We start from the raw sequence: 26294 nt of genomic DNA on the forward strand, positions 1-26294 counted from the left end.
GCAACGTGGTGCCGGAGAAGCCGCGGACGCCCGACGAGGTCAACCTGTTGGCGCCGAACGTCTGGCCGCGCAACCTGGTTCGGGGCGCCGACGGGCAGGTCAGCGTCGCCGGTGTGACGGTCGGCGCGTTGGCCGAGCAGTTCGGCACACCGCTGTTCGTCATCGACGAGGACGACTTCCGGTCCCGCTGCCGCGAGATCGCCGACTCGTTCGGTGGCGGCGAGCACGTGCACTACGCCGGCAAGGCGTTCCTGTGCGCCGAGATCGCGCGTTGGGTTGCACAGGAGGGCCTGTGCCTCGACGTCGCCACCGGCGGCGAGCTGGCCGTGGCCCTGCACGCCGAGTTCCCAGCCGAGCGAATCACGGTGCACGGCAACAACAAATCGGTCCCTGAGCTGACGGCCGCGGTCGCGGCCGGCGTCGGGCACATCGTGCTGGACTCCGAGATCGAGATCGAACGCCTGGAGGCCATCGCCGGCGCGGCCGGTGTGGTGCAGGACGTCCTGGTCCGCGTGACCCCAGGCGTCGAGGCGCACACCCACGAGTTCATCTCCACTGCCCACGAGGACCAGAAGTTCGGTCTGTCGCTGGCGAGCGGCGCGGCGATGGATGCGGTGCGCAAGGTCTTCGCCACCGACAACCTGCGGCTGGTCGGCCTGCACTGCCACGTCGGCTCGCAGATTTTCGATGTGGCCGGGTTCGAGATCGCGGCCCACCGCGTCATCGGCCTGCTGCGCGACGTCGTCGCCGAATTCGGTGTCGAGAAGACGGCGCAGATGTCCGTCATGGATCTCGGTGGGGGACTGGGTATCTCGTACCTGCCCAGCGACGACCCGCCGCCTATGAAGGAGCTGGCCGACAAGCTCAAGGCCATCGTGAAGGCCGAGTCGGAGGCCGTGGGCCTGCCGACGCCCAAGCTGGTCGTCGAGCCGGGCCGCGCCATCGCGGGTCCCGGCACCATCACGCTGTACGAGGTCGGCACCGTGAAAGACGTTGCCGTTTCGGCCGACAAGTACCGGCGCTACGTCAGCGTCGACGGCGGCATGAGCGACAACATCCGGCCGTCGCTGTACGACGCCCAGTACGACGCCCGGCTGGTGTCGCGCGCCAGCGACGCCCCCGCGACACTGGCGCGGATCGTCGGAAAGCATTGCGAGACCGGCGACATCATCGTCCGCGACACGTGGGTGTCCAGTGATGTCGGTCCTGGTGACCTGATCGCGGTCGCCGCCACCGGCGCCTACTGCTATTCGATGTCCAGCCGGTACAACCTGCTGACCCGTCCCGCCGTCGTCGCGGTGAAGGACGGCAACGCACGCCTGATCTTGCGTCGGGAGACCGTCGAAGACCTGTTGAGCCTGGAAGTGAGTGGTCAATGAGTGAAAAGCCAATCGGCGTAGCAGTTCTCGGACTCGGGAACGTCGGGACCGAGGTGGTCCGGATCATCGAGAACAGCGCTGACGACCTGGCCGCTCGCATCGGTGCGCCCCTGGAGCTGCGCGGCGTCGGTGTCCGCAAGGTCGCCAAAGGCCGCGGCGTGCCCGTCGACATGCTCACCGACGACATCGAGGCCCTGGTGTCGCGCGACGACGTCGACATCGTCATCGAGCTCATGGGTCCCGTCGAGCCGGCCCGCAAGGCCATCATGGCCGCGCTGGAGCAGGGCAAGTCGGTGGTCACCGCCAACAAGGCGCTGATGGCGCAGTCCACCGGTGAACTCGCCCAGGCGGCCGAAAAGGCGCGCGTGGACCTGTATTTCGAGGCGGCCGTGGCCGGCGCGATCCCGGTGATCCGCCCGCTGACCCAGTCGCTCGCGGGTGACGTCGTGTGCCGGGTGGCGGGCATCGTCAACGGCACCACCAACTACATCCTGTCCGCGATGAGCGAGACCGGCGCCGACTACGCCGACGCGCTCGCCGAAGCCGGCGTGCTGGGCTACGCCGAGGCCGATCCGACTGCCGACGTCGAGGGCTACGACGCGGCCGCCAAGGCCGCCATCCTGGCGTCCATCGCGTTCCACACCCGGGTCACCGCCGACGACGTCTACCGCGAGGGCATGACGAAGGTCAGTGCCGCCGACTTCGAGTCCGCCAAGGCGCTGGGCTGCACCATCAAGTTGCTCGCCATCTGCGAGCGGCTGACCACCGGTAAAGGCAAGCAACGGGTTTCGGCACGCGTCTACCCGGCGCTGGTGCCGCTGGACCACCCGCTGGCCTCGGTCAACGGCGCGTTCAACGCGGTCTTCGTGGAGGCCGAGGCCGCCGGCGAGCTGATGTTCTACGGCCGCGGCGCCGGTGGGGCACCGACCGCGTCGGCCGTCATGGGCGACGTCGTCATGGCCGCGCGCAACCGCGTGCAGGGTGGCCGCGGTCCGCGGGAGTCCAAGTACGCCAAGCTGCCGATCGCCTCGATCGGCGCCATCGAGACCCGCTACTACGTGAGCATGAACGTGGCGGACAAGCCCGGTGTGTTGTCCTCTGTCGCAGCCGAATTCGGCAAGCGTGAGGTCAGCATCGCCGAGGTCCGCCAGGAGGGCATGGAGGACGAGTCCGGCGAGCGCAGCGGCGCCCGCATCGTCGTCGTCACCCACCGGGCCACCGACGAAGCGCTGTCGGAAACCGTTGCGGCCCTTGCCGATCACGAAGCGGTGCAGAGCATCAACAGTGTGCTGCGCATGGAAGGAACCAGTAAGTAATGAGCGTGCACAAGCCGTGGCCCGGCCTGATCGAGGCCTACCGGGACCGTCTGCCCGGCACCGAGAACTGGACGCCGGTCACCCTGCTCGAGGGTGGCACCCCGCTGATCCACGCCAAGCGGCTCAGTGAACAGACCGGCTGCACAGTGCATTTGAAGGTCGAGGGGCTCAACCCCACCGGTTCGTTCAAGGACCGTGGCATGACCATGGCCGTGAGCGACGCCGTCGCCCGCGGCCAGAAGGCCGTGCTGTGCGCGTCCACCGGCAACACCTCGGCGTCGGCGGCGGCCTACGCCGCGCGTGCCGGCATCACCTGCGCGGTGCTGATCCCGCAGGGCAAGATCGCCATGGGCAAGCTGGCGCAGGCAGTCATGCACGGCGCCAAGATCATTCAGGTCGACGGCAACTTCGACGACTGTCTGGAGCTGGCCCGCAAGCTGACCGCCGACTACCCGACCATCGCCCTGGTCAACTCCGTCAACCCGGTCCGCATCGAGGGTCAGAAGACCGCGGCTTTCGAGATCGTCGACGCGCTCGGCACCGCCCCTGACGTGCACTCGCTGCCCGTCGGCAACGCCGGCAACATCACCGCCTACTGGCGCGGTTACAGCGAATACCACCGTGACGGCGTGTCCGACCGGCTGCCCCGCATGCTCGGCACGCAGGCTGCCGGCGCGGCGCCTCTGGTGCTCGGCGAGCCCGTCAAGAACCCGGAGACCATCGCCACCGCGATCCGAATCGGTTCTCCGGCTTCGTGGGACGGCGCCGTGGCGGCCAAGGAGCAGTCGGACGGCCGCTTCCTCGCCGCCACCGACGAAGAGATCCTGGCTGCGTACCACCTGGTCGCCAAGGCGGAGGGCGTGTTCGTCGAGCCGGCCTCGGCGGCCAGCATCGCGGGTCTGCTCAAGTCCATCGAGGACGGCTGGGTCAAGCCCGGCTCGACCGTGGTCTGCACCGTCACCGGCAACGGCCTCAAGGATCCCGACAATGCCCTCAAGGGCATGCCCGAGGTCAAGGCCATCCCGGTCGACCCGACCGCCGTGGTCGAACAGCTCGGACTGGTCTGACGCAGTGACCGAAAACCTGCCCGCCGGCCTGCTCGCCACTGCCGTCGTCCCCGCCTCGAGCGCCAATCTCGGCCCCGGCTTCGACAGCCTTGGTCTGGCGTTGAGTCTGTACGACGAAATTCAGGCTGAGACAACCGATTCCGGCCTCGTCATCGAGGTGACGGGGGAGGGGGCCGGGCAGGTTCCGGAGGATGAGTCCCATCTGGTGGTGCGGGCCATCCGGCGTGGTCTCGAGGCCGGCGGCGTTTCGGCTTCCGGCCTGAACATCAAGTGCCGCAATGTTATTCCGCATTCGCGTGGCCTCGGCTCGTCGGCGGCCGCGGTGGTCGGCGGGCTGGCCGTCGCCAATGGTCTTATCGCCCAATCGGGTTCGCAGCCGCTGACGCTCGAGCAGCTGGTCCAGCTGTCGTCGGAGTTCGAGGGACATCCGGACAACGCCTCGGCCGCCGTGCTGGGCGGTGCGGTGGTGTCCTACACCGAGCCGGGCCCGGTGTACGCGGCCGCGCAGCTGACGCTGCATCCCGACATCCACCTCTTCCCGGCGATTCCGCAGGTGCGGTCGTCGACCGCGGAGACCCGCGCGGTGCTTCCCGAGCAGATCGCGCACAAGGACGCCACGTTCAACGTGAGCCGCGCCGCGCTCCTGGTGGTGGCGCTCACGCAGCGTCCGGATTTGCTCATGGCAGCCACCGAGGACGTGATGCACCAGCCGCAGCGCGCGGCGGCGATGCCGGCCTCGGCGGAATATCTGGCGATGCTCCGGCGTTCTGGCGTGGCAGCAGTGCTTTCCGGTGCTGGACCTGCGGTTATCGCATTCAGTACCGAACCCGAACTACCGGCCGAAGTCCTCGAATTCGGTGCGGCCAACGGTTTCGCCGTCGAGAAGATGGCGGTGGGCCAAGGGGTTCGCTGGACCGTCGGTGCCGGCGTTTAGCGGAGAGCACACGCCGAGTGGCAATTCTTGCTTCATTGTCGGATGAGAGATATTCTCGCAGCGTCCAGCAATCGCAGGCTCTAGTACCTGCGCCTACGGTAGGACGACCACTCTTCTCTTAGATGTTCAACTCGTGGACTGATGGTTCGCCGCACGGCGGCAAATCCTGGTGCTTGGCTGTTGCACTGCCTCAGCCGACCCGGCATTTGACGAATGCGGTTCGGGGAAGCCGTCCGACTGCGAACCAAACCCTCGCCTGATCAACTGCGCGAGGGCACAGAAAGGAAATCCGTGACTGATACGGACCTCTTCACCGCCGACGGCAACACTGATGCCCCGGCAACTGAAGCGCCGGCGGCCGGACGCTCCGGATCGCTGACCAGTCTTCTGCTCCCCGACCTGCGTGCGCTCGCCGCCGAGGCCGGCGTCAAGGGCACCTCCGGCATGCGCAAGAGCGAACTGATCGCCGCCATCCGGGAACACCGTGGCGAGGCCAACGGCGCCAAGGCCGAAGCCAAGGCCGCCAAGGCTGAAGCCAAGACCGAGACCAAGGCCGCCGAGGCCGTGAACGGCACCGACGCCCCCACCGAGGCCAAGGAAGCCCAGGCCCCGGCCGCGAACAACGACACCGACGCTGCCGCCTCCGCCGGCGAGCAGACCCCGCGCCGCGAGCGCCGTGGCGCGTCGCGCCGGGCCGGTGCGCCCGTCGACGGTGAAGCCGGCGATGCCGGTGACAAGCCTGCCGACAAGGCCGAGAATGCGGACAACGCTGAGGCTCCTCGCGAGGAGCGCAACCGCGAGCGGAACGCCGACAACAGCAACCAGGGCGGCAACAAGGCCGAAGGTAACCAGGGCGGCAACCGCGACCAGGGTGGCAACCGCGACCGCGGTGGTGACAACCAGGGCGGCGGCAACCGCAACCAGGGCGGCAACCGCGACCAGGGCGACAACTCCAACAACAATGACGACGACGACAGCCGCCAGGGCCGTCGTGGCCGTCGGTTCCGCGACCGCGACCGTCGTCGTCGTGGCGAGCGCGGCGACAACCAGGGCGGCAACGCCGAGACCGAACTGCGCGAGGACGACGTCCTGCAGCCGGTCGCCGGCATCCTCGACGTGCTGGACAACTACGCGTTCGTCCGCACCTCGGGCTACCTGGCCGGACCGAACGACGTGTACGTCTCGATGAACATGGTCCGCAAGAACGGCCTGCGCCGCGGCGACGCCGTGACCGGCGCCGTGCGGGTCCCGCGCGAGGGCGAGAACACCGGTGGCGGGAACAACCCGCGCCAGAAGTTCAACCCGCTGGTGCGTCTGGACAGCGTCAACGGTGGTCCGGTCGAGGCCGCGCGCAACCGGCCCGACTTCACCAAGCTGACCCCGCTGTACCCGAACCAGCGACTGCGCCTGGAGACCACTCCGGAGCGGCTGACCACGCGTGTGATCGACCTGATCATGCCGATCGGTAAGGGCCAGCGTGCGCTGATCGTGTCCCCGCCGAAGGCCGGTAAGACGACGATCATGCAGGACATCGCCAACGCGATCACCAAGAACAACCCGGAATGCCACCTCATGGTGGTGCTCGTCGACGAGCGTCCGGAAGAGGTCACCGACATGCAGCGCTCGGTGAAGGGTGAGGTCATCGCCTCGACCTTCGACCGGCCGCCGTCAGACCACACCCAGGCCGCCGAGCTGGCCATCGAGCGGGCCAAGCGCCTGGTCGAGCAGGGCAAGGACGTCGTCGTGCTGCTGGACTCGATCACCCGCCTGGGCCGCGCGTACAACAACGCGTCGCCGGCGTCGGGCCGCATCCTGTCCGGTGGTGTCGACTCCACCGCGCTGTACCCGCCGAAGCGCTTCCTCGGTGCTGCGCGCAACATCGAGAACGGCGGCTCGCTGACCATCATCGCGACCGCGATGGTCGAGACCGGCTCCACCGGTGACACCGTCATCTTCGAGGAGTTCAAGGGCACGGGTAACGCCGAGCTCAAGCTCGACCGCAAGATCGCCGAGCGCCGCGTGTTCCCGGCCGTCGACGTCAACCCGTCCGGTACCCGTAAGGACGAGCTGCTGCTCGGCCCGGACGAGTTCGCGGTCGTGCACAAGCTGCGCCGGGTGCTGTCGGGTCTGGACCCGCACCAGGCCATCGACCTGCTGATGAGCCAGCTGCGCAAGACCAAGACCAACTACGAGTTCCTGGTCCAGGTCTCGAAGACCGCACCGGGCAACATGGACAACGACTAGCCCTCAGCCCACGCAAAAGCCCCCGGAATCACCAGATTCTGGGGGCTTTTGCGTTGTCCGTCAGGCTACGGCTGAGCCTTGAGGCCCGGCATCACGTAGCGGCGCACGTGCGCGAGCAGTTCGTCGGCGTTGTTGGCGTCCAGCCGCTGTCCGGGCATCGTCGCCAGTGACAGGATGACGCGGGCGATCCACTCGGCGGCGTCCTCGATATCGGTGTCGGGATGGATTTCGCCGTTGTCGCGGGCCGCGACGAGGTAGCGGGACCAGAAATCGGCGAGGTCGGGCACCAGGCCCTGCACGCCCGCGCCGGCGCAGGCGGCGAACTCGTCGGGCTCCTCGACGCGCAGTTTCATGAGCAGGGCGCCGGGATCGTCATACGCGGTGCGGCCGTGCTGGATTCCGGTGATGATCTGGTTGTCCAGGCCTTCGATCGACGCCAGCATGGCGTGCGCGTCGGTCCAGTAGGCGTTGTTGAGCCGGACGATCGCGGCACCCAGCAGCGTCACCTTGTCGGGGAAATGCCGGTACAGCCAGCCGCGGGAGACGCCGGCAGCCTCGGCGACCTCGGATACCGTCGTGGCGCGAATTCCCTTGGCGCGCATGCACTCTTCAGCGGCATCGATCAACCGATCACGCACGCTTCTCGGGGATTCTGGACTTGCCACCGGGATGTCTCCTCACATGTCAACCGGGCGAACGACGATTCTGCCAGGGTGCTGACCCTGTTGCGCTACCCGTCAGCCATGGTAGACACTTTCAAGAATCTGTTTACTCCGGGCGGTACTCGTGATCGCCCACGCACCGGGAGCCCACATGGCGGACACCCTTCAGCAGTTGCTTCGCGAACGCGCCGACCAGGACACCGTCGCCGTCAAGTACGGCGAGGCGACCTGGACCTGGCGAGAGTACGTCGCCGGAGCACAGGCGCAGGCCGCCGCCCTGATCAGCGAGGCCGACCCGCTGCGGCCGCTGCACGTGGGCACGCTGCTGGGCAACACCCCCGACATGCTCACGGCGCTCGCCGCCGCGGCCCTGGGCGGCTACGTGTTGTGCGGCATCAACAACACCCGTCGCGGTGCGGCGCTTGCCCGCGACATCGCCCGCGTCGAATGCCAGATCGTCCTCGTCGACGCCCAACACCGCGACCTGCTCGACGGTCTCAGCCTGCCCGGCGTCACCGTCGTCGACGTCACCGCGACCGAGTGGCCGCAGCAGGAACTGACCCCGCATCGTGAAGTCGGGCCCGACGACACCTTCATGATGATCTTCACCTCCGGCACCAGCGGTGAGCCCAAGGCCGTCGAGGTGGCGCACTCCATCGTGCTGTTCTCCGCGGTGGCGCTCGTGCAGCGCTACGAGCTGACCGCCAACGACACCTGTTATCTGGCGATGCCGCTGTTCCACTCCAACGGCGTCTACGCCGGCTGGGGAGTCGCAGTCGGTGCCGGTGCGGCGATGGCGCCCGCGCAGTTCTCCGCGTCGGGGTTCCTCCCGGATATCCGCCGCTACGGCGCGACCTACATGAACTACGTCGGCAAGCCGCTGGCCTACATCCTGGCCACCGCCGAGCAGCCCGACGACCACGACAACCCGCTGCGCGTGGCGTTCGGCAACGAGGCCGCCGACCGCGACATCGACGAATTCAGCCGCCGCTTCGGCTGCAGCGTGTGGGACGGCTTCGGCTCGACCGAGCTTGCGATCATCATCACCCGCTCCGAGGGCACCCCGGCCGGCAGCGTCGGCAAGGGTTTCCCCGGCGTCGCCGTCTACGATCCCGAGACGGTCCAGGAGTGCGAGGTGGCGCGCTTCGACGACACCGGCGCCCTGATCAATGCCGAGGCGGCCACCGGCGAGCTGGTGAACACCAACGGCAGCGGCATGTTCCGCGGCTACCACAACGACCAGGGCGCGACGGATGAACGGCTGCGGCACGGCATGTACTGGTCGGGCGACCTGGCCTACCGCGACGCCGACGGCTGGATCTACCTCGCGGGCCGCACCGCCGACTGGATGCGCGTGGACGGAGAGAACATCACGGCGGCGCCCATCGAACGAATCCTGTTGCGGCACCCCGTGATCAGCCGTGTCGCGGTCTACCCGGTACCCGACGAGTTCGTCGGCGACCAGGTGATGGCCGCCATGGTGCTGCGCGACGGCCAGACCCTCGACCCGAAGTCGTTCGCGGAATTCCTCGCCACGCAGCCGGACATGTCGCCGAAGTCGTGGCCGCGGTACGTCTGGCTCGCCGACGATCTGCCCAGCACCGCGACCAACAAAATCCTCAAGCGGGAACTGGTTGCGCTGGGCACCGATCCGGCGGGCCGGGTGGTGTGGAAACGCGACGGCACGGAGTACGCGACTCTCGCCGAAAACTGATTTCGGCGGTTGTGTCCCCTCAATGGGTCCCCGTTCGTCTCATTGCTGTTGGACGATCAACCCAGAAGGAGACAACGATGAAATACGCAACGCTGATCTACATCAAGCCGGGCAGCCACGACACCGACATCACCGAGGAAGAGCACGCGGCCCTGACGGCCGAGTACGCGGCGCTTCGTCAGGACCCGCAGTGCGTCGGTGGCGGCCACCTGCAGCCCGTCGAAACCGCAACATCGGTTCGGGCCGACCTGATCACCGACGGTCCCTTCGCCGACACCAAAGAGGTGTTCGCCGGCTATTTCGTCATCGACGCCGAGAATCTCGACGAGGCCCTCAAATTCGCCCAGCGGATCCCGGCCGTGCGACTCGGTGGCGGCGTCGAAGTGCGGCCGCTCTTCGAGACCCCATTTGAGGGTGCCCACTGATCGACGCGATCTTCCAGCGCGAGTGGGGCCGGGTCCTGGCCGCGCTCATCGGCATCCTCGGCGACTTCGAGCTCGCCGAGGATGCCGCGCAGGAGGCATTCGTCCGCGCGGCCGAACGGTGGGCCCGCGACGGTGTGCCCGACGCGCCGGTGGCCTGGCTGGTGCGCACCGGTCGCAATCTCGCGATCGACCGCTTGCGCCGCGAGCAGACGCTGCGCGCCAAAACCCGGCTGCTCCAAGCGGATCAACAGGCAACCACCATGGATGACATCGACCTCGATGACAGCACCATCGGCGACGAGCGCCTGCAGCTGATCTTCATGTGCTGCCATCCGGCCCTGGCGCGTGAGGCCCAGGTGGCACTGACGCTGCGGGCTCTCGGCGGGCTGACCACGGCCGAGATCGGGCGGGCGTTCCTGGTTTCCGAGGACACCATGAAGCGCCGCCTGTCCCGCGCCAAGACCAAGATCAAGGCGACGAACATCCCGTTCGCCCTGCCGGCCGACCGGCTGCTGCCCGACCGCGTGGCGGCGGTGCTCGCGGTGATCTACCTGATCTTCAACCAGGGCTTCACCGAGCGGGACGACCTCGCCGCCGAAGCGATCCGCCTCGGCCGCCTCCTGGCCGACCTCTTGGTCGACGAGCCCGAGGCCTACGGGCTGCTGGCCTTGATGCTGCTACACGATTCGCGGCGCTCGGCCCGCGTCGTCGACGGCCGGGTGGTGCCCCTCGCCGAACAGGACCGGACCCGGTACGACCAGGCCAAGGTCGACGCTGGACGGGCCGCGCTGGACCGCGCGCTGGCCCTGCGGCTGGCCGCCGGGCCATACGTTCTGCAGGCCGCCATCGCTTCGCTGCAGGCCGACGAGGAAATCGACTGGCACGAGGTCGTGGTCCTGTACGAGCGGCTCGAGGCGCTCACCGGATCGCCCGTCGTGGCGCTCAATCGTGCGGTGGCCGTCGCCGAGGCCGGCGATCCCGTCCGGGCGCTGGAGCTCATCGATGCCCTTGACCTGGGCGATTACCGCTATCTGCCGTCGACTCGCGCGGAGCTGCTGCGCCGCTTGGGCCGGACCGACGAGGCGCGGAGCGCGTTCGAGCGCGCCCTGGCGTTGGCGACGACCGAGCCGGAGCGACGATTTCTGGAGCGTCGCCTGGCCGAGCTGGGGCAGTGCAGCGCCGAGGAATAGTCACCGGCCCGCAGGCGTTTAGGACCTTGGCGGCTGACCTGGCATAATCGACCGCCGAACCCCCTCGGTTCCGGTTCACGTCCGAATTCTCGGGCGACCCGGCGCCATCGAACACAGAGGACCATGAAATGAAATCGGGTATTCACCCCGCATACGTCGAGACCACTGTGGTCTGCGGTTGCGGCAACAGCTTCCAGACTCGTAGCACCAAGGAAAGCGGCAACATCGTTGTCGAGGTGTGCTCGCAGTGCCACCCGTTCTACACGGGCAAGCAGAAGCTTCTCGACACCGGCGGCCGCGTGGCCCGCTTCGAGAAGCGGTACGGCAAGCGCACCGCCGGCTCGAAGGCCGCGTCCGAGAGCTAGCTTCGTCAACGGCGCCCGATCTGTCGCATTCGCGTCAGGTCCGGGCGCCGTTTTCGTATCCAGCATCCGGCACCCCAGATCAACCGCAGGAGTCCGAAAGTGGCACAGACCGATACCGCGCCCCGCATCGAGGCACTGCTGGCCGAGCACGCCGATCTCGAGCGGCAGCTGGGGGACCCGAACCTGCACGCCGACGCCGGCGCCGCCCGCAAGGTCGGTCGCCGCTTCGCGCAGGTGTCGCCGATCGTCGTCACCTACCGCAAGCTCGAGGCCGCCCAGGGTGACCTCGAGGCGGCCCGTGAGCTGGCCGCCGAGGACGCCGCGTTCGCCGCGGAGGTGCCCGAGCTGGAGGCCCGCGTCGCCGAGCTCGACGCCAAGCTGACCGACCTGCTGGCCCCGCGCGATCCGCACGACGCCGACGACGTCGTCCTCGAGGTGAAGTCCGGTGAGGGCGGCGAGGAATCGGCGCTGTTCGCGTCCGACCTCGCGCGCATGTACATCCGGTACGCCGAGCGCCACGGCTGGACCGTCACCGTGCTCGACGAGACCTGGTCGGATCTCGGCGGCTACAAGGACGCCACCATCACCATCGCCAGCAAGGGCGATTCCGCCGACGGCGTGTGGTCGCGCATGAAGTTCGAGGGCGGCGTGCACCGCGTGCAGCGCGTGCCCGTCACCGAATCGCAGGGCCGCGTGCACACCTCGGCCGCCGGCGTCCTGGTCTACCCGGAGCCCGAAGACGTCGAGCAGGTACAGATCGACGAATCCGACCTGCGGATCGACGTCTACCGCTCGTCTGGCAAGGGCGGTCAGGGCGTCAACACCACCGACTCGGCGGTGCGCATCACGCACCTGCCCACCGGCATCGTCGTCACCTGCCAGAACGAGCGCTCGCAGCTGCAGAACAAGGCCCGCGCCATGGTGGTGCTCGCCGCGCGCCTGCAGGCGCTGGCCGAGGAGCAGGCGTCCGCGGACGCCTCCGCGGACCGCGCCAGCCAGATCCGCACCGTCGACCGCAGCGAGCGCATCCGGACCTACAACTTCCCCGAGAACCGGATCGCCGACCACCGCATCAACTTCAAGGCCCACAACCTCGACCAGGTGCTCGACGGCGACATGGACGCGCTGCTCGACGCCCTCGCGGCCGCCGACAAGCAGGCCCGGCTCGCCGAGGGTGAATAGCATCCGGCAGGCGCTCGACGAGGCCACCACGACGTTGGCTGCGGCGGGCATCGATTCCGCCCGCGTCGACGCCGAGTACCTGGCGGCGCACATCGCCGGAGTCGATCGGGCCCGTCTGCTGTTCGTCGAGCCCGACGCGACGTTCTTCGCGGGCTACAGCGACGTCGTCGCGCGTCGCGCGCAGCGAATTCCCTTGCAGCACTTGATCGGAACCGCGGCATTCGGCCCGGTGGAAGTCCACGTCGGTCCGGGTGTGTTCATTCCGCGGCCCGAGACCGAGGCCCTGCTGGAGTGGGCCATGAACCAGCCGCTGCCGTCGAGCCCGGTGATCGTGGACCTGTGCACGGGCTCGGGAGCGCTGGCCCTGGCCCTCGCGCACACCTGGCCGCAGGCGCAGGTCGTGGCAGTCGAGAAGTCCCCGGAAGCGTTGGTCTACGCCCGGCGCAACTGCGCCGGCAGCACCGTCGAGGTGCTGGAAGCCGATGTCACCGTTCCCAGCCTGCTGTCAGACAGGACCGGCACAGTGGACCTGCTGGTGTCCAACCCGCCGTACATCCCCGACGGCGCCGACCTCGACCCCGAAGTCATCGACCACGACCCGGCCGGCGCCCTGTTCGGCGGGCCCGACGGCATGTCCGTCATCGTGCCGATCATCGCGCTGGCGGCCCGGTTGTTGCGTCCCGGCGGCAAGTTGGGGATCGAACACGACGACACCACAGCCGATCAGGTGGTGGCCGCCTTGGACCGCGACGGTACGTTCGGTGACATCACCGCGCGGCGCGATCTGACCGGGCGGCCCCGGTTCGTCACCGCGACCCGACGGTAAAACGGGTCATGGCAACCGACGAAACGCTTGCGTGAGGAGTGATGGATGGAGACGTTCGACTGCGGTGATGCGGCCAAGCGCGCCACCGGGATCGCCTCGGCTATCAGTGCGCTCAAGGGCGGCCGCCTGGTCGTGCTGCCCACCGACACCGTCTACGGCCTGGGCGCCGACGCCTTCAACAGTGAGGCCGTCGCGGCGCTGCTGGCCGCGAAGGGGAGGGGCCGCAACATGCCGGTCCCGGTTCTCGTCGGCTCCTGGCGCACCATCGACGGGCTCGTCTACGCCGTGCCCCCGGCCGCCCGGGATCTGATCGAGGCGTTCTGGCCCGGCGCGTTGAGCCTTGTCGTGCGGCAGGCCCCGTCGCTGTCGTGGGATCTCGGTGACACCAACGGCAGCGTGATGCTGCGCATGCCCCTGCATCCGGTGGCGATCGAGCTGCTGCGCGAGGTCGGCCCCATGGCCGTGTCCAGCGCCAACATCTCGGGTCAGCCGCCCGCGGTCAACGCCGACGAGGCGCGGGCGCAGCTGGGCGACAAGGTCGAGGTGTACCTGGACGCCGGACCGGCGACCAAGCAGTCCGCGTCCACCATCGTCGACCTCACCGGCACGACGCCGCGGGTGCTGCGGGAAGGGCCGATCTCCCTCGCGCAGATCGCCGAAGTGCTCAGCGTCGAAGCGGAGTCCCTGACCGGCGAGGTGTCGTGACCGTAGTTGCCGACGCAGGACGGCTGCTCGCGCAGATCGATCGGGGCACCGGGGTTCCGCTCCGGGAGCTCGTGCTCGTCGGGCTCACCGCGGCGATCATCACCTACTTCGCCACGGGCTGGGTGCGGGCGCTGGCGTTTCGTTTCGGTGCCGTCGCCTACCCGCGCGAACGCGACGTCCACGTCCAGCCGGTCCCGCGCATGGGTGGGCTGGCCATGTACGTCGGGGTGGCCGCCGCGGTCTTGCTGGCGTCCCAATTGCCCGCACTCACCCGAGGTTTCGTCTATTCGTCCGGTATGCCGGCGGTGGTGGTGGCGGGCGGCCTGATCATGCTGATCGGCCTGATCGACGACCGCTGGGGCCTGGACGCCCTCACGAAGTTCGCCGGCCAGATCACCGCGGCCAGTGTCCTGGTCACCATGGGCGTCGCGTGGAGTGTGCTGTACATCCCGATCGGCGGCGTCGGCACCATCGTGCTGGACCAGGCGTCGTCGATCCTGCTGACCCTGGCGCTGACGGTGTCGATCGTCAACGCGATGAACTTCGTCGACGGCCTCGACGGCCTGGCCGCCGGCCTCGGGCTCATCACCGCGTCGGCCATCTGCATCTTCTCGGTCGGGCTGCTGCGCGACCACGGCGGTGACGTGCTGTTCTACCCGCCGGCCGTCATCTCGGTGGTGCTCGCCGGGGCCTGCCTGGGCTTCCTGCCGCACAACTTCCATCCGGCCCGCATCTTCATGGGGGACTCCGGGTCCATGCTCATCGGCCTGATGCTGGCGGCGGCGTCGACGACGGCGGCGGGCCCGATTTCGCAGAACGCCTACGGCGCGCGCGACGTTTTTGCTTTGCTGTCGCCATTCCTGTTGGTCGTTGCGGTGATGTTCGTACCGGCCCTCGACATGCTGCTGGCCATCGTGCGCCGCACCCGTGCCGGACTCAGTCCGTTCAGTCCCGACAAGATGCATCTGCACCACCGGCTGCTGCAGATCGGTCACTCGCACCGACGCGTGGTGCTGTTGATCTACCTATGGGTGGGCATCGTGGCGCTGGGGGCGGCGAGCACCATTTTCTTCGACCCCCGGTACACCGGTGCGGTGATGCTCGGGGCCATCCTGCTGGCCGCTATCTTCACCCTGATTCCGCTGCTGCGGCGGCGCGATGACCTGCCAGAAGGCGAGTACGACAAAAAGTAGTAGGTGCCCGTTTTCGGGTGCTCACCATGTGGTACGGTTCTGGCAGAACCCGAAAAACCTCGCGGGTTGCCGGCCCGGCCCATCGGTTCACACAAGCCGATCGGCGCCGAATGACGACCGACAAAGGGAGCTTCCCCTTGGGTGATTCCAGTGTGCCCGACGCGCTCGATGTGACCTTCGATACGCTCTGTGGGCACGCACACAGGATTGCCAGGTATATGGGGACGGCACTCGTGACCGCGGGATTGAGGTGAACACCATGACGACACCAGCGCAGGACGCGCCTTTGGTGTTGCCGGCAGTGGCTTTTCAGCCCGTGCGTTTGTTTGCTATCTCGCTCCTCGTGACGGCGATCGCGCTCGGTGGCGGATACGCAGTGAGCGGCAATCTGAAATTCGGCGCCTTCTTCGGTCTGGGGATGGCGCTCGGTCTGGCCAACGCCATGATGGTCCGTCGCGCGGTTGCCAAGGTCACCGCCAAGGACCACCCCCTGAAGATGCAGATGGCCGCCAACTCCGCGATGCGGCTGGTCGCCATCTCGGTGATCGCCCTGCTGATCACGTGGTTCTTCAAGCCAACCGGTATCGGCGTGCTGTTCGGGGTGGCATTGTTCCAGGCGATTCTTGTCATGAGCACCGCATTGCCGGTGATGAAGAAGGTCCGTGCCGGCCAACGTAACGGTGGCGGCGGCGACCAACCAGAAGCACACGACGGATCAGAAGCAAAGGACTGACGACCCAAGTGATTCAACAATTCACCGCCGAGGCCGCCATCGAGGTCGGCCACCACGAGCAGCACGAGCTGTGGGGCTACACCTTCAACGTCGACACGATCATCGCCACCAGCGTGGCCGCGGTCATCGTCATCGCGTTGGCCTTCATCGTGAAGGCCAAGGTGACCTCGACCGGAGTGCCCGGCGGTGTGCAGCTGTTCTTCGAAGCCATCACCATCCAGATGCGCCAGCAGATCGAGACCGCGATCGGTATGAAGATCGCGCCGTTCGTGCTGCCGCTGGCCGTCACGATCTTCACCTTCATCCTGATCTCCAACTGGCTCTCGGTCCTGCCGGTGCAGTTCGGTGGAGAAGACGGTGGCGCGAAGGAACTGCTTGCCCCGCCGGCCTCGGACATCAACTACGTGCTGGCGCTCGCGCTCTTCGTGTTCCTCTGCTACCACGCAGCGGGCATCTGGCGCCGTGGCGTCTTCGGTCACTTCAAGAAGCTGTTGAAGGGCCACGTCGCGGTCCTCGCGCCGATCAACATCGTCGAGGAGATCGCCAAGCCGGTTTCGCTGTCTCTGCGACTCTTCGGCAACATGTTCGCCGGCGGCATCCTGGTCGCGCTGATCGCGATGTTCCCCTGGTACGTGCAGTGGGCGCCGAACGCCATCTGGAAGACCTTCGACCTGTTCGTCGGCCTGATCCAGGCGTTCATCTTCGCGCTGCTGACGATCCTGTACTTCAGCCAGTCGATGGAACTCGACGAGCACCACTAAGTACCCGCAAGACCTGTAGGAACCACAAATAAGACCCTGGTAGCGCAGCTACCAGTTACCAAGGAGGAAAAAGAGAATGGCCGACGCAGCAACGAACGCCACTATCATCCAGGGCGCCCTCATCGGCGGTGGCTTGATCATGGCCGGTGGCGCCATCGGTGCCGGTATCGGTGACGGTATCGCCGGTAACGCGCTGATCTCGGGCATCGCCCGTCAGCCGGAGGCCCAGGGCCGCCTGTTCACCCCGTTCTTCATCACCGTCGGTCTGGTGGAAGCCGCGTACTTCATCAACCTGGCCTTCATGGCGCTCTTCGTGTTCGCCACCCCGGGCCTGTCGTAATCCGTCGACATGGGTGAATTGAGCGCAACCATCCTGGCCTCGGGCCAGGCAGCAGCGGAAGGCGGCGGGGGTCAGAACTTCCTGATCCCCAACGCGACCTTCTTCGTCGTGCTGATCATCTTCCTGATCGTGCTCGGCGTGATCGGCAAGTGGGTTGTGCCACCTGTCAGCAAGGTCTTGGTCGAACGCGAGGAAATGCTCGCCAAGACCGCTGCTGACAACCGGAAGTCGGCTGAGCAGGTGGCCGCCGCAGAGGCGGACTACAACGCGGCGATGGCGGGTGCTCGCACGGAGGCCTCGGCCATCCGTGACGAGGCCCGCAACGAGGGCCGCAAGGTCGTCGACCAGGCGCGTGCAGCGGCGAGTGGTGAGGTGGCCGAAACCCTCAAGGGTGCCGACCAGGCACTGTCCGCACAGCGACAGTCCACACAGACCGAACTGCAGTCGTCGGTCGACAACCTGTCCCAGACGCTGGCGAGCCGCATTCTCGGCGTCGAGTTGGCGGCTGACGTGAAATCAGGCGGGAGCCAGTAGATGGAAATCTTCATCGGGCAGCTGATCGGCTTTGCCGTCATCGTGGCCATCATCTGGAAGTACGTGGTACCTCCGGTGAAGGGCATGATGGCCAAGCAGCAGGAGGCCGTTCGGGTCGCGCTGGCCGAAAGTGCCGAAGCCGCACAGAAACTCGCGGACGCCGACAAGATGCACGCCAAGGCTCTTGCCGACGCGAAGGCGGAGTCGACCAAGGTGACCGACGAGGCGCGGCACGACTCGCAGCGCATCATCGAGCAGCTCACCGAGCAGGCCGCCATCGACGCCGAGCGGATCAAGGCGCAGGGCGGCCAGCACGTCGAGCTGATGCGCCAGGGCGTCATCCGTGAGCTCCGTCAGGAGCTGGGCGCGGAGTCCGTCGCCAAGGCCGACGAGCTGGTGCGGCGCTACGTCGCCGAGCCCGGCGCGCAGGCCGGCACCGTCGACCGTTTCCTGGACGATCTCGAGCAGATGGCGCCGTCCTCGGCTGAGGTCGGCACCCACGCCGAGGCGAAGCTGCGGGCCGCGAGCCGGGAATCACTGACCGCGCTGGTCCAGAAGTTCGACGCGACCGCCAACGGCCTGGACGCGGCCGCGCTGACCGCGCTGGCCGATGATCTGGCCGCCGTCGCCCGGCTGCTGCTGACCGAGGTCAACCTCGGACGGCACCTGGCCGAGCCCGCCGACAACCCCGCCCCCAAGGTCGCTCTGCTGGACGCGGTGCTGTCCGGCAAGATCGGCGCCAACGCACTGGAACTGCTGCGTGCCGCGGTGTCTTCGCGGTGGTCGGAGCAGTCCGACCTGGTCGACGCCATCGAGCACGTCGCTCGCCTGGCACTGATCAAGCGGGCCGAGGTCAGCGGTGACGTCGCCGAGGTCGAGGATCAGCTGTTCCGGTTCAGCCGTGTGCTGGACGCGCAGCCGCGCCTCTCGACGCTGCTCGGTGACTACGGCACCCCGGTCGACGGCCGAGTTGCCTTGCTGGACAAGGTCCTTACCGGTGCCAACGGCTCGGCCAACAGCACCGTCAAGGCGCTGCTGACGCAGGCCGTGAGCCTGCTGCGCGGTGAGCGCGCCGACCAGGCCGTCCTTGATCTGGCCGAGCTGGCAGTCGCCCGCCGCGGCGAGGTGGTCGCCCACGTCGAAGCGGCCGCGGCCCTGTCGGATGCGCAGCGGACCCGACTCACGTCGGTTCTGACCCGCATCTACGGCCACCCGGTGTCCGTCCAGCTGCATGTCGATCCGAGCCTCCTCGGTGGTCTGACCATCACCGTCGGCGACGAGGTGATCGACGGCTCCATCTCGTCACGACTGGCTGCCGCCTCCAACCGGCTGCCCGACTAACTCCGAAACACCCAAGACTAGGAAGACCAAAAACCATGGCAGAGTTGACAATCTCGGCTGCTGATATCGAAGGTGCCATCGAGAACTACGTAACGACGTTCTCGGCCTCGACCGATCGTGAAGAGATCGGCACTGTCGTCGACGCCGGTGACGGCATCGCACACGTCGAGGGTCTGCCCTCGGTCATGACCCAGGAACTACTCGAGTTCCCCGGCGGTGTTCTGGGCGTGGCCCTGAACCTCGACGAGCACAGCGTGGGTGCGGTCATCCTGGGTGAGTTCGAGAAGATCGAAGAGGGCCAGCAGGTCAAGCGCACCGGCGAGGTGCTCTCGGTGCCGGTCGGCGACGAGTTCCTGGGCCGCGTCATCAACCCGCTGGGTGAGCCGATCGACGGCCAGGGCGAGATCAAGGCCGAGACCCGTCGTGCCCTCGAGCTGCAGGCCCCGACCGTGGTTCAGCGCCAGAGCGTCAGCGAGCCGCTGCAGACCGGTATCAAGGCCATCGACGCCATGACCCCGATCGGCCGCGGCCAGCGTCAGCTGATCATCGGTGACCGCAAGACCGGCAAGACCGCCGTCTGCGTCGACACCATCCTGAACCAGCGCGAGGCCTGGGAGACCGGCGACCCGAAGCAGCAGGTGCGCTGCGTCTACGTCGCGATCGGCCAGAAGGGCACCACCATCGCCAGCGTGAAGCGCGCGCTGGAAGAGGGCGGCGCCATGGAGTACACGACCATCGTCGCGGCTCCCGCCTCTGACCCCGCCGGCTTCAAGTGGCTGGCCCCGTACACCGGCTCGGCCATCGGCCAGCACTGGATGTACAACGGCAAGCACGTCCTGATCGTGTTCGACGACCTGTCGAAGCAGGCCGACGCCTACCGCGCCATCTCGCTGCTGCTGCGTCGCCCGCCGGGCCGCGAGGCGTTCCCGGGTGACGTCTTCTACCTGCACTCGCGTCTGCTGGAGCGTTGCGCGAAGCTGTCCGACGAGCTCGGTGGCGGTTCGATGACGGGTCTGCCGGTCATCGAGACCAAGGCCAACGACATCTCGGCGTTCATCCCGACCAACGTCATCTCGATCACCGACGGTCAGTGCTTCCTGGAGTCCGACCTGTTCAACCAGGGTGTCCGCCCCGCCGTCAACGTCGGTGTGTCGGTGTCCCGCGTCGGTGGTGCCGCGCAGATCAAGGCGATGAAGGAAGTTGCCGGCTCGCTGCGTCTGGACCTGTCGCAGTACCGCGAGCTGGAGGCCTTCGCGGCCTTCGCCTCGGACCTGGACGCCGCTTCGAAGGCTCAGCTGGACCGCGGTGTGCGCCTGGTCGAGCTGCTGAAGCAGCCGCAGTACAGCCCGCTGGCCGTCGAGGACCAGGTCATCGAGATCTTCCTCGGTACCCAGGGCCACCTGGATTCGGTTCCGGCCGAAGACGTTTCGCGCTTCTCGTCCGAGCTGCTCGAGCACGTGAAGGCCAGCCACGCCGACATCCTCACCGGGATCAAGGAGACCAAGAAGCTCTCCGAGGAGAACGAGGAGAAGCTGGTCTCGGTGATCAACGAGTTCAAGAAGGGCTTCGCCGCCACCGACGGTAGCTCGGTCGTCGTCAAGGAAGCAGAGGCCGAGGCCCTGGATCCTGCTGAGCTCGGCCAGGAGTCGGTCAAGGTCAACAAGCCGGCACCGAAGAAGGCCTAGGTAACCAATGGCAGCCACACTGCGCGAGCTACGCGGACGTATCAAATCCGCCTCGTCGATCAAGAAGATCACGAAGGCGCAGGAGCTGATCGCCACGTCGCGAATCGCCAAGGCGCAGGCCCGGGTTGATGCAGCCCGGCCTTACGCCACCGAGATCACCAACATGCTCACCGAGCTTGCGGGGGCCAGCGCGCTGGACCACCCGCTGCTCGTGGAGCGGGCGAACCCGCGCCGTGCCGGTGTCCTGGTGGTGTCGTCCGACCGCGGCCTGTGCGGCGGTTACAACGCCAACGTCCTGCGTCGGGCCGAGGAACTGTTCACGTTGCTCCGCAACGAGGGCAAGGAGCCGGTGCTGTATGTCGTCGGCCGAAAGGCCTTGGGCTACTACAGCTTCCGTCAGCGCCCCGTCGCCGAGTCCTGGACCGGCTTCTCGGAGCGTCCGGAGTACGCCAACGCCAAGGAGATCGCCGACACCCTGGTGACGGCGTTCATGGCGGGTGCGGACGACGAGGGTGACGAACCGGGTGCCGACGGCATCTTGGGCGTCGACGAACTGCACATCGTGTCGACCGAGTTCAAGTCGATGCTGTCGCAGACCGCCGAAGCCGTGCGGATCGCCCCGCTGGCCGTCGAGTACACGGGGGAGCCGACCGAGGTCCACACCCTGTACTCGTTCGAGCCGAGTGCGGACGTTCTGTTCGACGCGTTGCTCCCTCGCTACATAGCGACCCGTGTCTACGCGGCACTGCTTGAGGCCGCGGCCTCGGAGTCGGCTTCGCGTCGACGCGCCATGAAGTCGGCAACGGACAACGCCGACGACCTGATCAAGGCCCTGACCCTCGCCGCGAACCGCGAGCGCCAGGCCCAGATCACCCAGGAAATCAGCGAAATCGTCGGTGGCGCCAACGCGCTGGCCGACGCGAAATAGGCCCCGTAGGAAGCGAAGAGAGATATGACTTCTGCCGTAGAGACCAAGACCACTGGTCGCGTGGTTCGCATCACCGGCCCGGTGGTGGACATCGAGTTCCCGCGTGGCTCTGTGCCCGAGCTGTTCAACGCTCTGCACGCCGACATCACCTTCGGTGCGCTGGCCAAGACCCTGACCCTCGAGGTTGCTCAGCACCTCGGTGACAACCTGGTGCGCTGCATCTCGATGCAGCCGACCGACGGTCTGGTGCGTGGCACCGACGTCCGCGACACCGGCGCCTCGATCTCGGTGCCCGTCGGCGACGGCGTCAAGGGCCACGTGTTCAACGCCCTGGGTGACTGCCTCGACGAGCCGGGTTACGGCAAGGAGTTCGAGCACTGGTCCATCCACCGCAAGCCGCCGGCCTTCGCCGACCTGGAGCCCCGCACCGAGATGCTGGAGACCGGTCTGAAGGTCGTCGACCTGCTCACGCCGTACGTGCGTGGTGGCAAGATCGCCCTGTTCGGTGGTGCCGGTGTCGGTAAGACGGTTCTGATCCAGGAGATGATCAACCGTATTGCCCGCAACTTCGGTGGTACCTCGGTGTTCGCCGGCGTCGGTGAGCGCACCCGTGAGGGCAACGACCTGTGGGTCGAGCTCGCGGACGCGAACGTGCTCAAGGACACCGCCCTCGTGTTCGGCCAGATGGACGAGCCGCCAGGCACCCGTATGCGCGTCGCCCTGTCGGCCCTGACCATGGCCGAGTACTTCCGCGACGAGCAGAACCAGGACGTGCTGCTCTTCATCGACAACATCTTCCGGTTCACCCAGGCCGGTTCCGAGGTCTCGACCCTGCTGGGTCGTATGCCTTCGGCCGTGGGTTACCAGCCGACGCTGGCCGACGAGATGGGTGAGCTCCAGGAGCGCATCACCTCGACCCGTGGTCGTTCCATCACCTCGATGCAGGCCGTGTACGTGCCCGCCGACGACTACACCGACCCGGCCCCGGCCACGACGTTCGCCCACCTGGACGCCACCACCGAGCTTTCTCGTGCGGTGTTCTCCAAGGGCATCTTCCCGGCCGTGGACCCGCTGGCGTCGTCCTCGACGATCCTGCACCCCAGCATCGTCGGCGACGAGCACTACCGGGTTGCTCAGGAAGTCATCCGTATCCTGCAGCGCTACAAGGACCTTCAGGACATCATCGCCATCCTCGGTATCGACGAACTGTCGGAAGAGGACAAGGTGCTGGTGTACCGCGCCCGTAAGATCGAGCGCTTCCTGAGCCAGAACATGATGGCCGCCGAGCAGTTCACCGGCCAGCCGGGTTCGACGGTGCCGCTGAAGGAGACCATCGAGGCGTTCGACCGTCTCGCCAAGGGCGACTTCGACCACCTGCCGGAGCAGGCGTTCTTCCTCATCGGTGGTCTCGACGACCTGGCGAAGAAGGCCGAAAGCCTCGGCGCCAAGCTGTGATCGCTGTAGTTACTCGAGCACGAAAGGTGGTGTGACATGGCCGAAATGGACGTCGAGATCGTCGCCGTCGAGCGCGCGCTGTGGACAGGTAAGGCCACATTCGTCTTCACTCGCACCACCGCCGGCGAGATCGGCATCCTGCCCCGGCACATCCCGTTGGTCGGCCAGCTGGTCGAGGACGCGATGGTCCGGGTCGAGCGCGAGGGCGAGGATGATCTGCGGATCGCCGTGTCCGGTGGGTTCCTCTCGGTAACCGAGGACACCGTGCGGATTCTGGTTGAAGATGCGGCGCTGGAGTCGGAGATCGATGCGCATGCGGCCAAGGCCGATGCCGCGTCGGACGACGAGGCGACCGCTGCGTGGGGCCGGGCGCGTCTGCGCGCCGTAGGCCAGCTCGACTGATACCCCGATGAGCGCGTCCATGTTGGTGATGGTCGCGCTCGTCGGCGTGTTGGTGCTGGCTGTTGCCGCACTGAGTTATCGGCTGTGGAAGTTGCGACAGGTTGGCGGCACTGCCGCCATCCTGCGCGACTACCCAGCTGCCGGCGGCCACGGGTGGCGGCATGGAGTCATGCGCTACCGCGGTGGTGAGGCCGGCTTTTATCGTTTGTCGAGCCTGCGCTGGTGGCCGGACCGGAGACTGTCCCGTCGCGGCCTGGAAGTGGTCGGGCGCCGCGCCCCACGGGGCGACGAATTCGACATCATGACCATCGAAACGGTCATTCTCGAGCTGCGCGACAACAGTCCCGAACGGCGCAGCGGTTACGAAATCGCTTTGGACCGTGGAGCTTTGACAGCTTTCACGTCGTGGCTCGAGGCCCGGCCGTCGCCGCGCTCGCGCCGCCGCGCAGTCTGAATTCCCCTACTGAGTTCCGGTGTTGTCGGATTGCGGCGTCCCACCGCCGGGCTGCCACAGCACATCGCCATCCGGGTTCGCGACCCGCGACAGGATGAACAGTAGATCCGACAGTCGATTCAGATATTTGGCCGGCAGGACGCTGACCGAATCGCCGTGTTCATCGATGGCCTGCCAGGCCGCCCGCTCCGCGCGCCGGACCACGGTGCGCGCGACGTGCAGGTAGGCCGACAGGGGAGTGCCGCCGGGCAGGATGAACGACGTGAGCTTCGACAGCGGCTCGTTGAATTCGTCACACCAGGCTTCCAGCCGGTCGATGTACGGCTGGGTGATCCGCAGCGGCGGGTATTCGGGATTCTCGACCACCGGCGTCGACAGATCCGCGCCGGCGTCGAAGAGATCGTTCTGAATCTGCAGCAGTACCAACCGGATTCGCTCGTCGGGCGCGCCCGCGGCGACCGCGACGCCGATCGCGGCGTTGGCTTCGTCACAGTCCGCGTATGCGGCCAGGCGCGCGTCGTTCTTCGACACCCGGCTGAAATCGCTGAGCCCGGTCGACCCATCGTCACCGGTCCGGGTATAGATGCGGGTCAGGTGCACGGCCATGGGTGAAACCGTACTCGCGGTGACCTGTTCGTTGTCTGACACCGGCCCTCGCCGCTGTTTACACTTAGCCGCGTGAGCGAGCGTTTCGTGGTGACCGGGGGTAGCCGGTTGTCCGGCGAAGTTGCCGTGGGGGGCGCGAAGAACAGCGTGCTCAAGCTGATGGCCGCGGCGTTGTTGGCCGAGGGCACGACCACGATCACCAACTGCCCGGACATCCTGGATGTGCCGTTGATGGCGGAGGTCCTCCGCGGTCTCGGGGCGACCGTCGAACTCGACGGCGATGTGGCCCGCATCACCTCTCCCGACGAGCCGAAGTACGACGCGGACTTCGCCGCGGTCCGGCAGTTCCGCGCGTCGGTGTGTGTGCTCGGCCCATTGGTGGGGCGCTGCAAGAAGGCGAAAGTGGCGCTGCCCGGTGGTGACGCGATCGGTTCGCGGCCGCTCGACATGCACCAATCCGGTCTACGGCAGCTCGGTGCGCGATGCAATATCGAGCACGGTTGCGTGGTCGCCGAGGCGGATCACCTGCGTGGCGCGGAGATCCAGCTCGAGTTCCCGTCGGTGGGCGCGACCGAGAACATCCTGATGGCGGCCGTGCTCGCAGAGGGTGTGACGGTCATCCACAACGCGGCGCGTGAGCCGGACATCGTCGACATCTGCGACATGTTGAACCAGATGGGTGCCAAGGTCAGTGGGGGAGGGACCTCGACCCTGACCATCACCGGCGTGGACAAGCTGCATCCGACCGAGCACCGGGTGATCGGTGACCGGATTGTGGCCGCGACCTGGGGAATTGCCGCAGCGATGACGCGCGGCGATGTCGCTGTGACGGGGGTGGACCCGCAACACCTGCAGCTGGTGCTGCACAAACTTCACGATGCCGGCGCGACCGTGACGCAGCACGACAACGGTTTCCGCGTCGTGCAGTACGAGCGGCCCAAGGCCGTCAACGTCGCGACGCTGCCGTATCCCGGATTCCCGACCGACCTGCAACCGATGGCCATCGGCCTGGCGTGCATCGCCGAGGGCACGTCGATGATCACCGAGAACGTGTTCGAAGCACGGTTCCGGTTCGTCGAAGAGATGATTCGCCTGGGCGCCGACGCCCGGACCGACGGGCATCACGCAGTGGTGCGCGGAATTCCGCAGTTGTCGAGTGCTCCGGTGTGGGCATCGGATATTCGTGCCGGCGCCGGCTTGGTGTTGGCGGGGTTGGTCGCCGATGGCGACACCGAGGTTCACGACGTTTTCCACATCGATCGCGGGTACCCGTTGTTCGTGGAGAACCTCGTGAGTCTGGGCGCGGAGGTCGAACGGGTCAGTTGATGGGCATTGGCGTGTCGCGCTGACGGTTCGTTCGGACGGCTGTGCAACGCGTATTCGCCGAAAAACCGCCCATATGCAGGCGTTTTGTAAAATCAAGATCGGCCCGCTAATGTATTCCAAGTCAGCAGCGAGCGGGGCCGAAAAAGCCCAGAGCAAGAGCTTGACAGCCCGACCAAGAGGTAGTAGGTTGGTGGGGTTGCCCGAAAACGGCGTGTTGTTTGAGAACTCAATAGTGTGTTTGGTGGTTTTTGTTTGTTGTTTTTTGACTGCACCTCGTGTTTTCCCGTTTGTGGGGTGTGGTTGTTTTTTTGATGCCAGTTTTTGGTGTCTTTTGTTTAGGTCAGATTGTTCTGAACTGGATTCTGCCCTGTCTTTGGATGGGGAGTTTTTGTTTGGAGAGTTTGATCCTGGCTCAGGACGAACGCTGGCGGCGTGCTTAACACATGCAAGTCGAACGGAAAGGCCCTTCGGGGTACTCGAGTGGCGAACGGGTGAGTAACACGTGGGTGATCTGCCCTGCACTTTGG

The 26294-nt window shown here is 66.9% G+C and carries 26 protein-coding genes and 1 rRNA gene; 25 read left to right on the forward strand and 2 right to left on the reverse strand.

The genetic code is table 11. From position 1 onward, the window contains the following. Positions 1-8: 8 nt before the first annotated feature. From lysA to rho, 5 genes are all read left to right on the forward strand, one after another. Positions 9-1379, forward strand: coding sequence for a diaminopimelate decarboxylase (gene lysA, locus H289_RS0127675; RefSeq protein WP_177127432.1), 1371 nt, complete (start codon positions 9-11; stop codon positions 1377-1379). Continuing rightward, positions 1376-2695, forward strand: a complete 1320-nt coding sequence (locus tag H289_RS0127680) for a homoserine dehydrogenase (RefSeq protein ID WP_020104114.1) — start codon at positions 1376-1378, stop codon at positions 2693-2695. Before lysA ends, H289_RS0127680 begins: the two co-directional genes overlap by 4 nt. Then, positions 2695-3762: a threonine synthase gene (gene thrC, locus H289_RS0127685; protein ID WP_020104115.1), complete on the forward strand. Its 1068-nt coding sequence runs from the start codon at positions 2695-2697 to the stop codon at positions 3760-3762. Before H289_RS0127680 ends, thrC begins: the two co-directional genes overlap by 1 nt. 4 nt (positions 3763-3766) lie before the next feature. After that, positions 3767-4696 carry a homoserine kinase gene (gene thrB, locus H289_RS0127690; RefSeq protein WP_020104116.1) on the forward strand — a complete coding sequence of 310 codons (930 nt, stop codon included), beginning with the start codon at positions 3767-3769 and terminating at the stop codon, positions 4694-4696. Between the two features lie 375 nt (positions 4697-5071). Next, complete coding sequence (rho, locus tag H289_RS0127695; RefSeq protein ID WP_502685715.1) at positions 5072-6940, forward strand: transcription termination factor Rho; 1869 nt, start codon at positions 5072-5074, stop codon at positions 6938-6940. Positions 6941-7005: 65 nt separating this feature from the next. On the opposite strand, the gene H289_RS0127700 is transcribed toward rho, so the two are convergent. Further along, complete coding sequence (locus H289_RS0127700) at positions 7006-7578, reverse strand: TetR/AcrR family transcriptional regulator (protein WP_502685714.1); 573 nt, start codon at positions 7576-7578, stop codon at positions 7006-7008. 175 nt (positions 7579-7753) lie between these two features. Between H289_RS0127700 and fadD1 the strand changes: the two genes are divergently transcribed. The 18 genes from fadD1 to H289_RS0127795 all read left to right on the forward strand — a co-directional run bounded on the left by fadD1 (position 7754) and on the right by H289_RS0127795 (position 23835). After that, positions 7754-9316 (forward strand): fatty-acid--CoA ligase FadD1, encoded by a 1563-nt coding sequence (gene fadD1 / locus H289_RS0127705; RefSeq protein ID WP_020104119.1) that lies wholly within the window; start codon positions 7754-7756, stop codon positions 9314-9316. 77 nt (positions 9317-9393) lie between these two features. Continuing rightward, a complete protein-coding gene (locus H289_RS0127710; RefSeq protein ID WP_020104120.1) occupies positions 9394-9741 on the forward strand; it encodes a YciI family protein in 348 nt (115 codons plus the stop codon). Beyond that, the gene (locus H289_RS0127715) at positions 9741-10931 is read left to right on the forward strand and encodes an RNA polymerase sigma factor (protein ID WP_502685716.1); all 1191 of its coding nucleotides are present in this window, start codon (positions 9741-9743) and stop codon (positions 10929-10931) included. The genes H289_RS0127710 and H289_RS0127715 overlap by 1 nt, the downstream gene beginning before the upstream one ends. 128 nt (positions 10932-11059) lie before the next feature. Beyond that, positions 11060-11296 (forward strand): 50S ribosomal protein L31, encoded by a 237-nt coding sequence (gene rpmE, locus H289_RS0127720; protein WP_020104122.1) that lies wholly within the window; start codon positions 11060-11062, stop codon positions 11294-11296. Positions 11297-11395: 99 nt separating this feature from the next. Then, complete coding sequence (prfA, locus tag H289_RS0127725; protein WP_020104123.1) at positions 11396-12478, forward strand: peptide chain release factor 1; 1083 nt, start codon at positions 11396-11398, stop codon at positions 12476-12478. Beyond that, complete coding sequence (gene prmC, locus H289_RS0127730; protein WP_020104124.1) at positions 12471-13304, forward strand: peptide chain release factor N(5)-glutamine methyltransferase; 834 nt, start codon at positions 12471-12473, stop codon at positions 13302-13304. Before prfA ends, prmC begins: the two co-directional genes overlap by 8 nt. 45 nt (positions 13305-13349) lie before the next feature. Next, positions 13350-14009, forward strand: coding sequence for an L-threonylcarbamoyladenylate synthase (locus H289_RS0127735; protein WP_020104125.1), 660 nt, complete (start codon positions 13350-13352; stop codon positions 14007-14009). Then, positions 14006-15202, forward strand: coding sequence for a glycosyltransferase family 4 protein (locus H289_RS0127740; RefSeq protein ID WP_020104126.1), 1197 nt, complete (start codon positions 14006-14008; stop codon positions 15200-15202). Before H289_RS0127735 ends, H289_RS0127740 begins: the two co-directional genes overlap by 4 nt. A gap of 259 nt (positions 15203-15461) precedes the next feature. Next, positions 15462-15935, forward strand: coding sequence for a hypothetical protein (locus H289_RS0127750; protein WP_029105839.1), 474 nt, complete (start codon positions 15462-15464; stop codon positions 15933-15935). Between the two features lie 8 nt (positions 15936-15943). Then, a complete protein-coding gene (gene atpB / locus H289_RS0127755; protein WP_020104129.1) occupies positions 15944-16696 on the forward strand; it encodes a F0F1 ATP synthase subunit A in 753 nt (250 codons plus the stop codon). 76 nt (positions 16697-16772) lie between these two features. Next, on the forward strand, positions 16773-17036 hold the full coding sequence (locus tag H289_RS0127760) for a F0F1 ATP synthase subunit C (RefSeq protein ID WP_020104130.1): 264 nt from the start codon (positions 16773-16775) through the stop codon (positions 17034-17036). Positions 17037-17045: 9 nt separating this feature from the next. Beyond that, on the forward strand, positions 17046-17570 hold the full coding sequence (locus H289_RS0127765) for a F0F1 ATP synthase subunit B (RefSeq protein WP_020104131.1): 525 nt from the start codon (positions 17046-17048) through the stop codon (positions 17568-17570). Further along, entirely contained in the window at positions 17571-18911 is a 1341-nt protein-coding gene (locus tag H289_RS0127770; protein ID WP_020104132.1) for a F0F1 ATP synthase subunit B/delta, read from the forward strand. It begins immediately after the preceding gene. A gap of 35 nt (positions 18912-18946) precedes the next feature. Then, on the forward strand, positions 18947-20596 hold the full coding sequence (gene atpA / locus H289_RS0127775) for a F0F1 ATP synthase subunit alpha (protein WP_020104133.1): 1650 nt from the start codon (positions 18947-18949) through the stop codon (positions 20594-20596). 7 nt (positions 20597-20603) lie between these two features. Beyond that, positions 20604-21524, forward strand: a complete 921-nt coding sequence (locus tag H289_RS0127780; RefSeq protein WP_020104134.1) for a F0F1 ATP synthase subunit gamma — start codon at positions 20604-20606, stop codon at positions 21522-21524. Between the two features lie 24 nt (positions 21525-21548). Beyond that, complete coding sequence (gene atpD / locus H289_RS0127785; protein ID WP_029105840.1) at positions 21549-22979, forward strand: F0F1 ATP synthase subunit beta; 1431 nt, start codon at positions 21549-21551, stop codon at positions 22977-22979. Between the two features lie 36 nt (positions 22980-23015). Continuing rightward, positions 23016-23381: a F0F1 ATP synthase subunit epsilon gene (locus H289_RS0127790; RefSeq protein ID WP_020104136.1), complete on the forward strand. Its 366-nt coding sequence runs from the start codon at positions 23016-23018 to the stop codon at positions 23379-23381. 7 nt (positions 23382-23388) lie between these two features. Beyond that, on the forward strand, positions 23389-23835 hold the full coding sequence (locus H289_RS0127795) for a DUF2550 domain-containing protein (protein ID WP_020104137.1): 447 nt from the start codon (positions 23389-23391) through the stop codon (positions 23833-23835). A gap of 6 nt (positions 23836-23841) precedes the next feature. On the opposite strand, the gene H289_RS0127800 is transcribed toward H289_RS0127795, so the two are convergent. Beyond that, positions 23842-24441 carry a cob(I)yrinic acid a,c-diamide adenosyltransferase gene (locus H289_RS0127800; protein ID WP_020104138.1) on the reverse strand — a complete coding sequence of 200 codons (600 nt, stop codon included), beginning with the start codon at positions 24439-24441 and terminating at the stop codon, positions 23842-23844. Positions 24442-24513: 72 nt separating this feature from the next. On the opposite strand from H289_RS0127800, the gene murA reads away from it, so the two are divergent. Together murA and H289_RS0127810 are read left to right on the forward strand one after the other, a co-directional pair. After that, on the forward strand, positions 24514-25767 hold the full coding sequence (gene murA, locus H289_RS0127805; protein ID WP_020104139.1) for a UDP-N-acetylglucosamine 1-carboxyvinyltransferase: 1254 nt from the start codon (positions 24514-24516) through the stop codon (positions 25765-25767). A gap of 389 nt (positions 25768-26156) precedes the next feature. Further along, positions 26157-26294, forward strand: a 16S ribosomal RNA gene (locus tag H289_RS0127810); the annotation flags it as partial.

The sequence above is a fragment of the Mycobacterium sp. 360MFTsu5.1 genome (assembly GCF_000383495.1).
Taxonomy (GTDB): Bacteria; Actinomycetota; Actinomycetes; order Mycobacteriales; family Mycobacteriaceae; genus Mycobacterium; species Mycobacterium mucogenicum_B.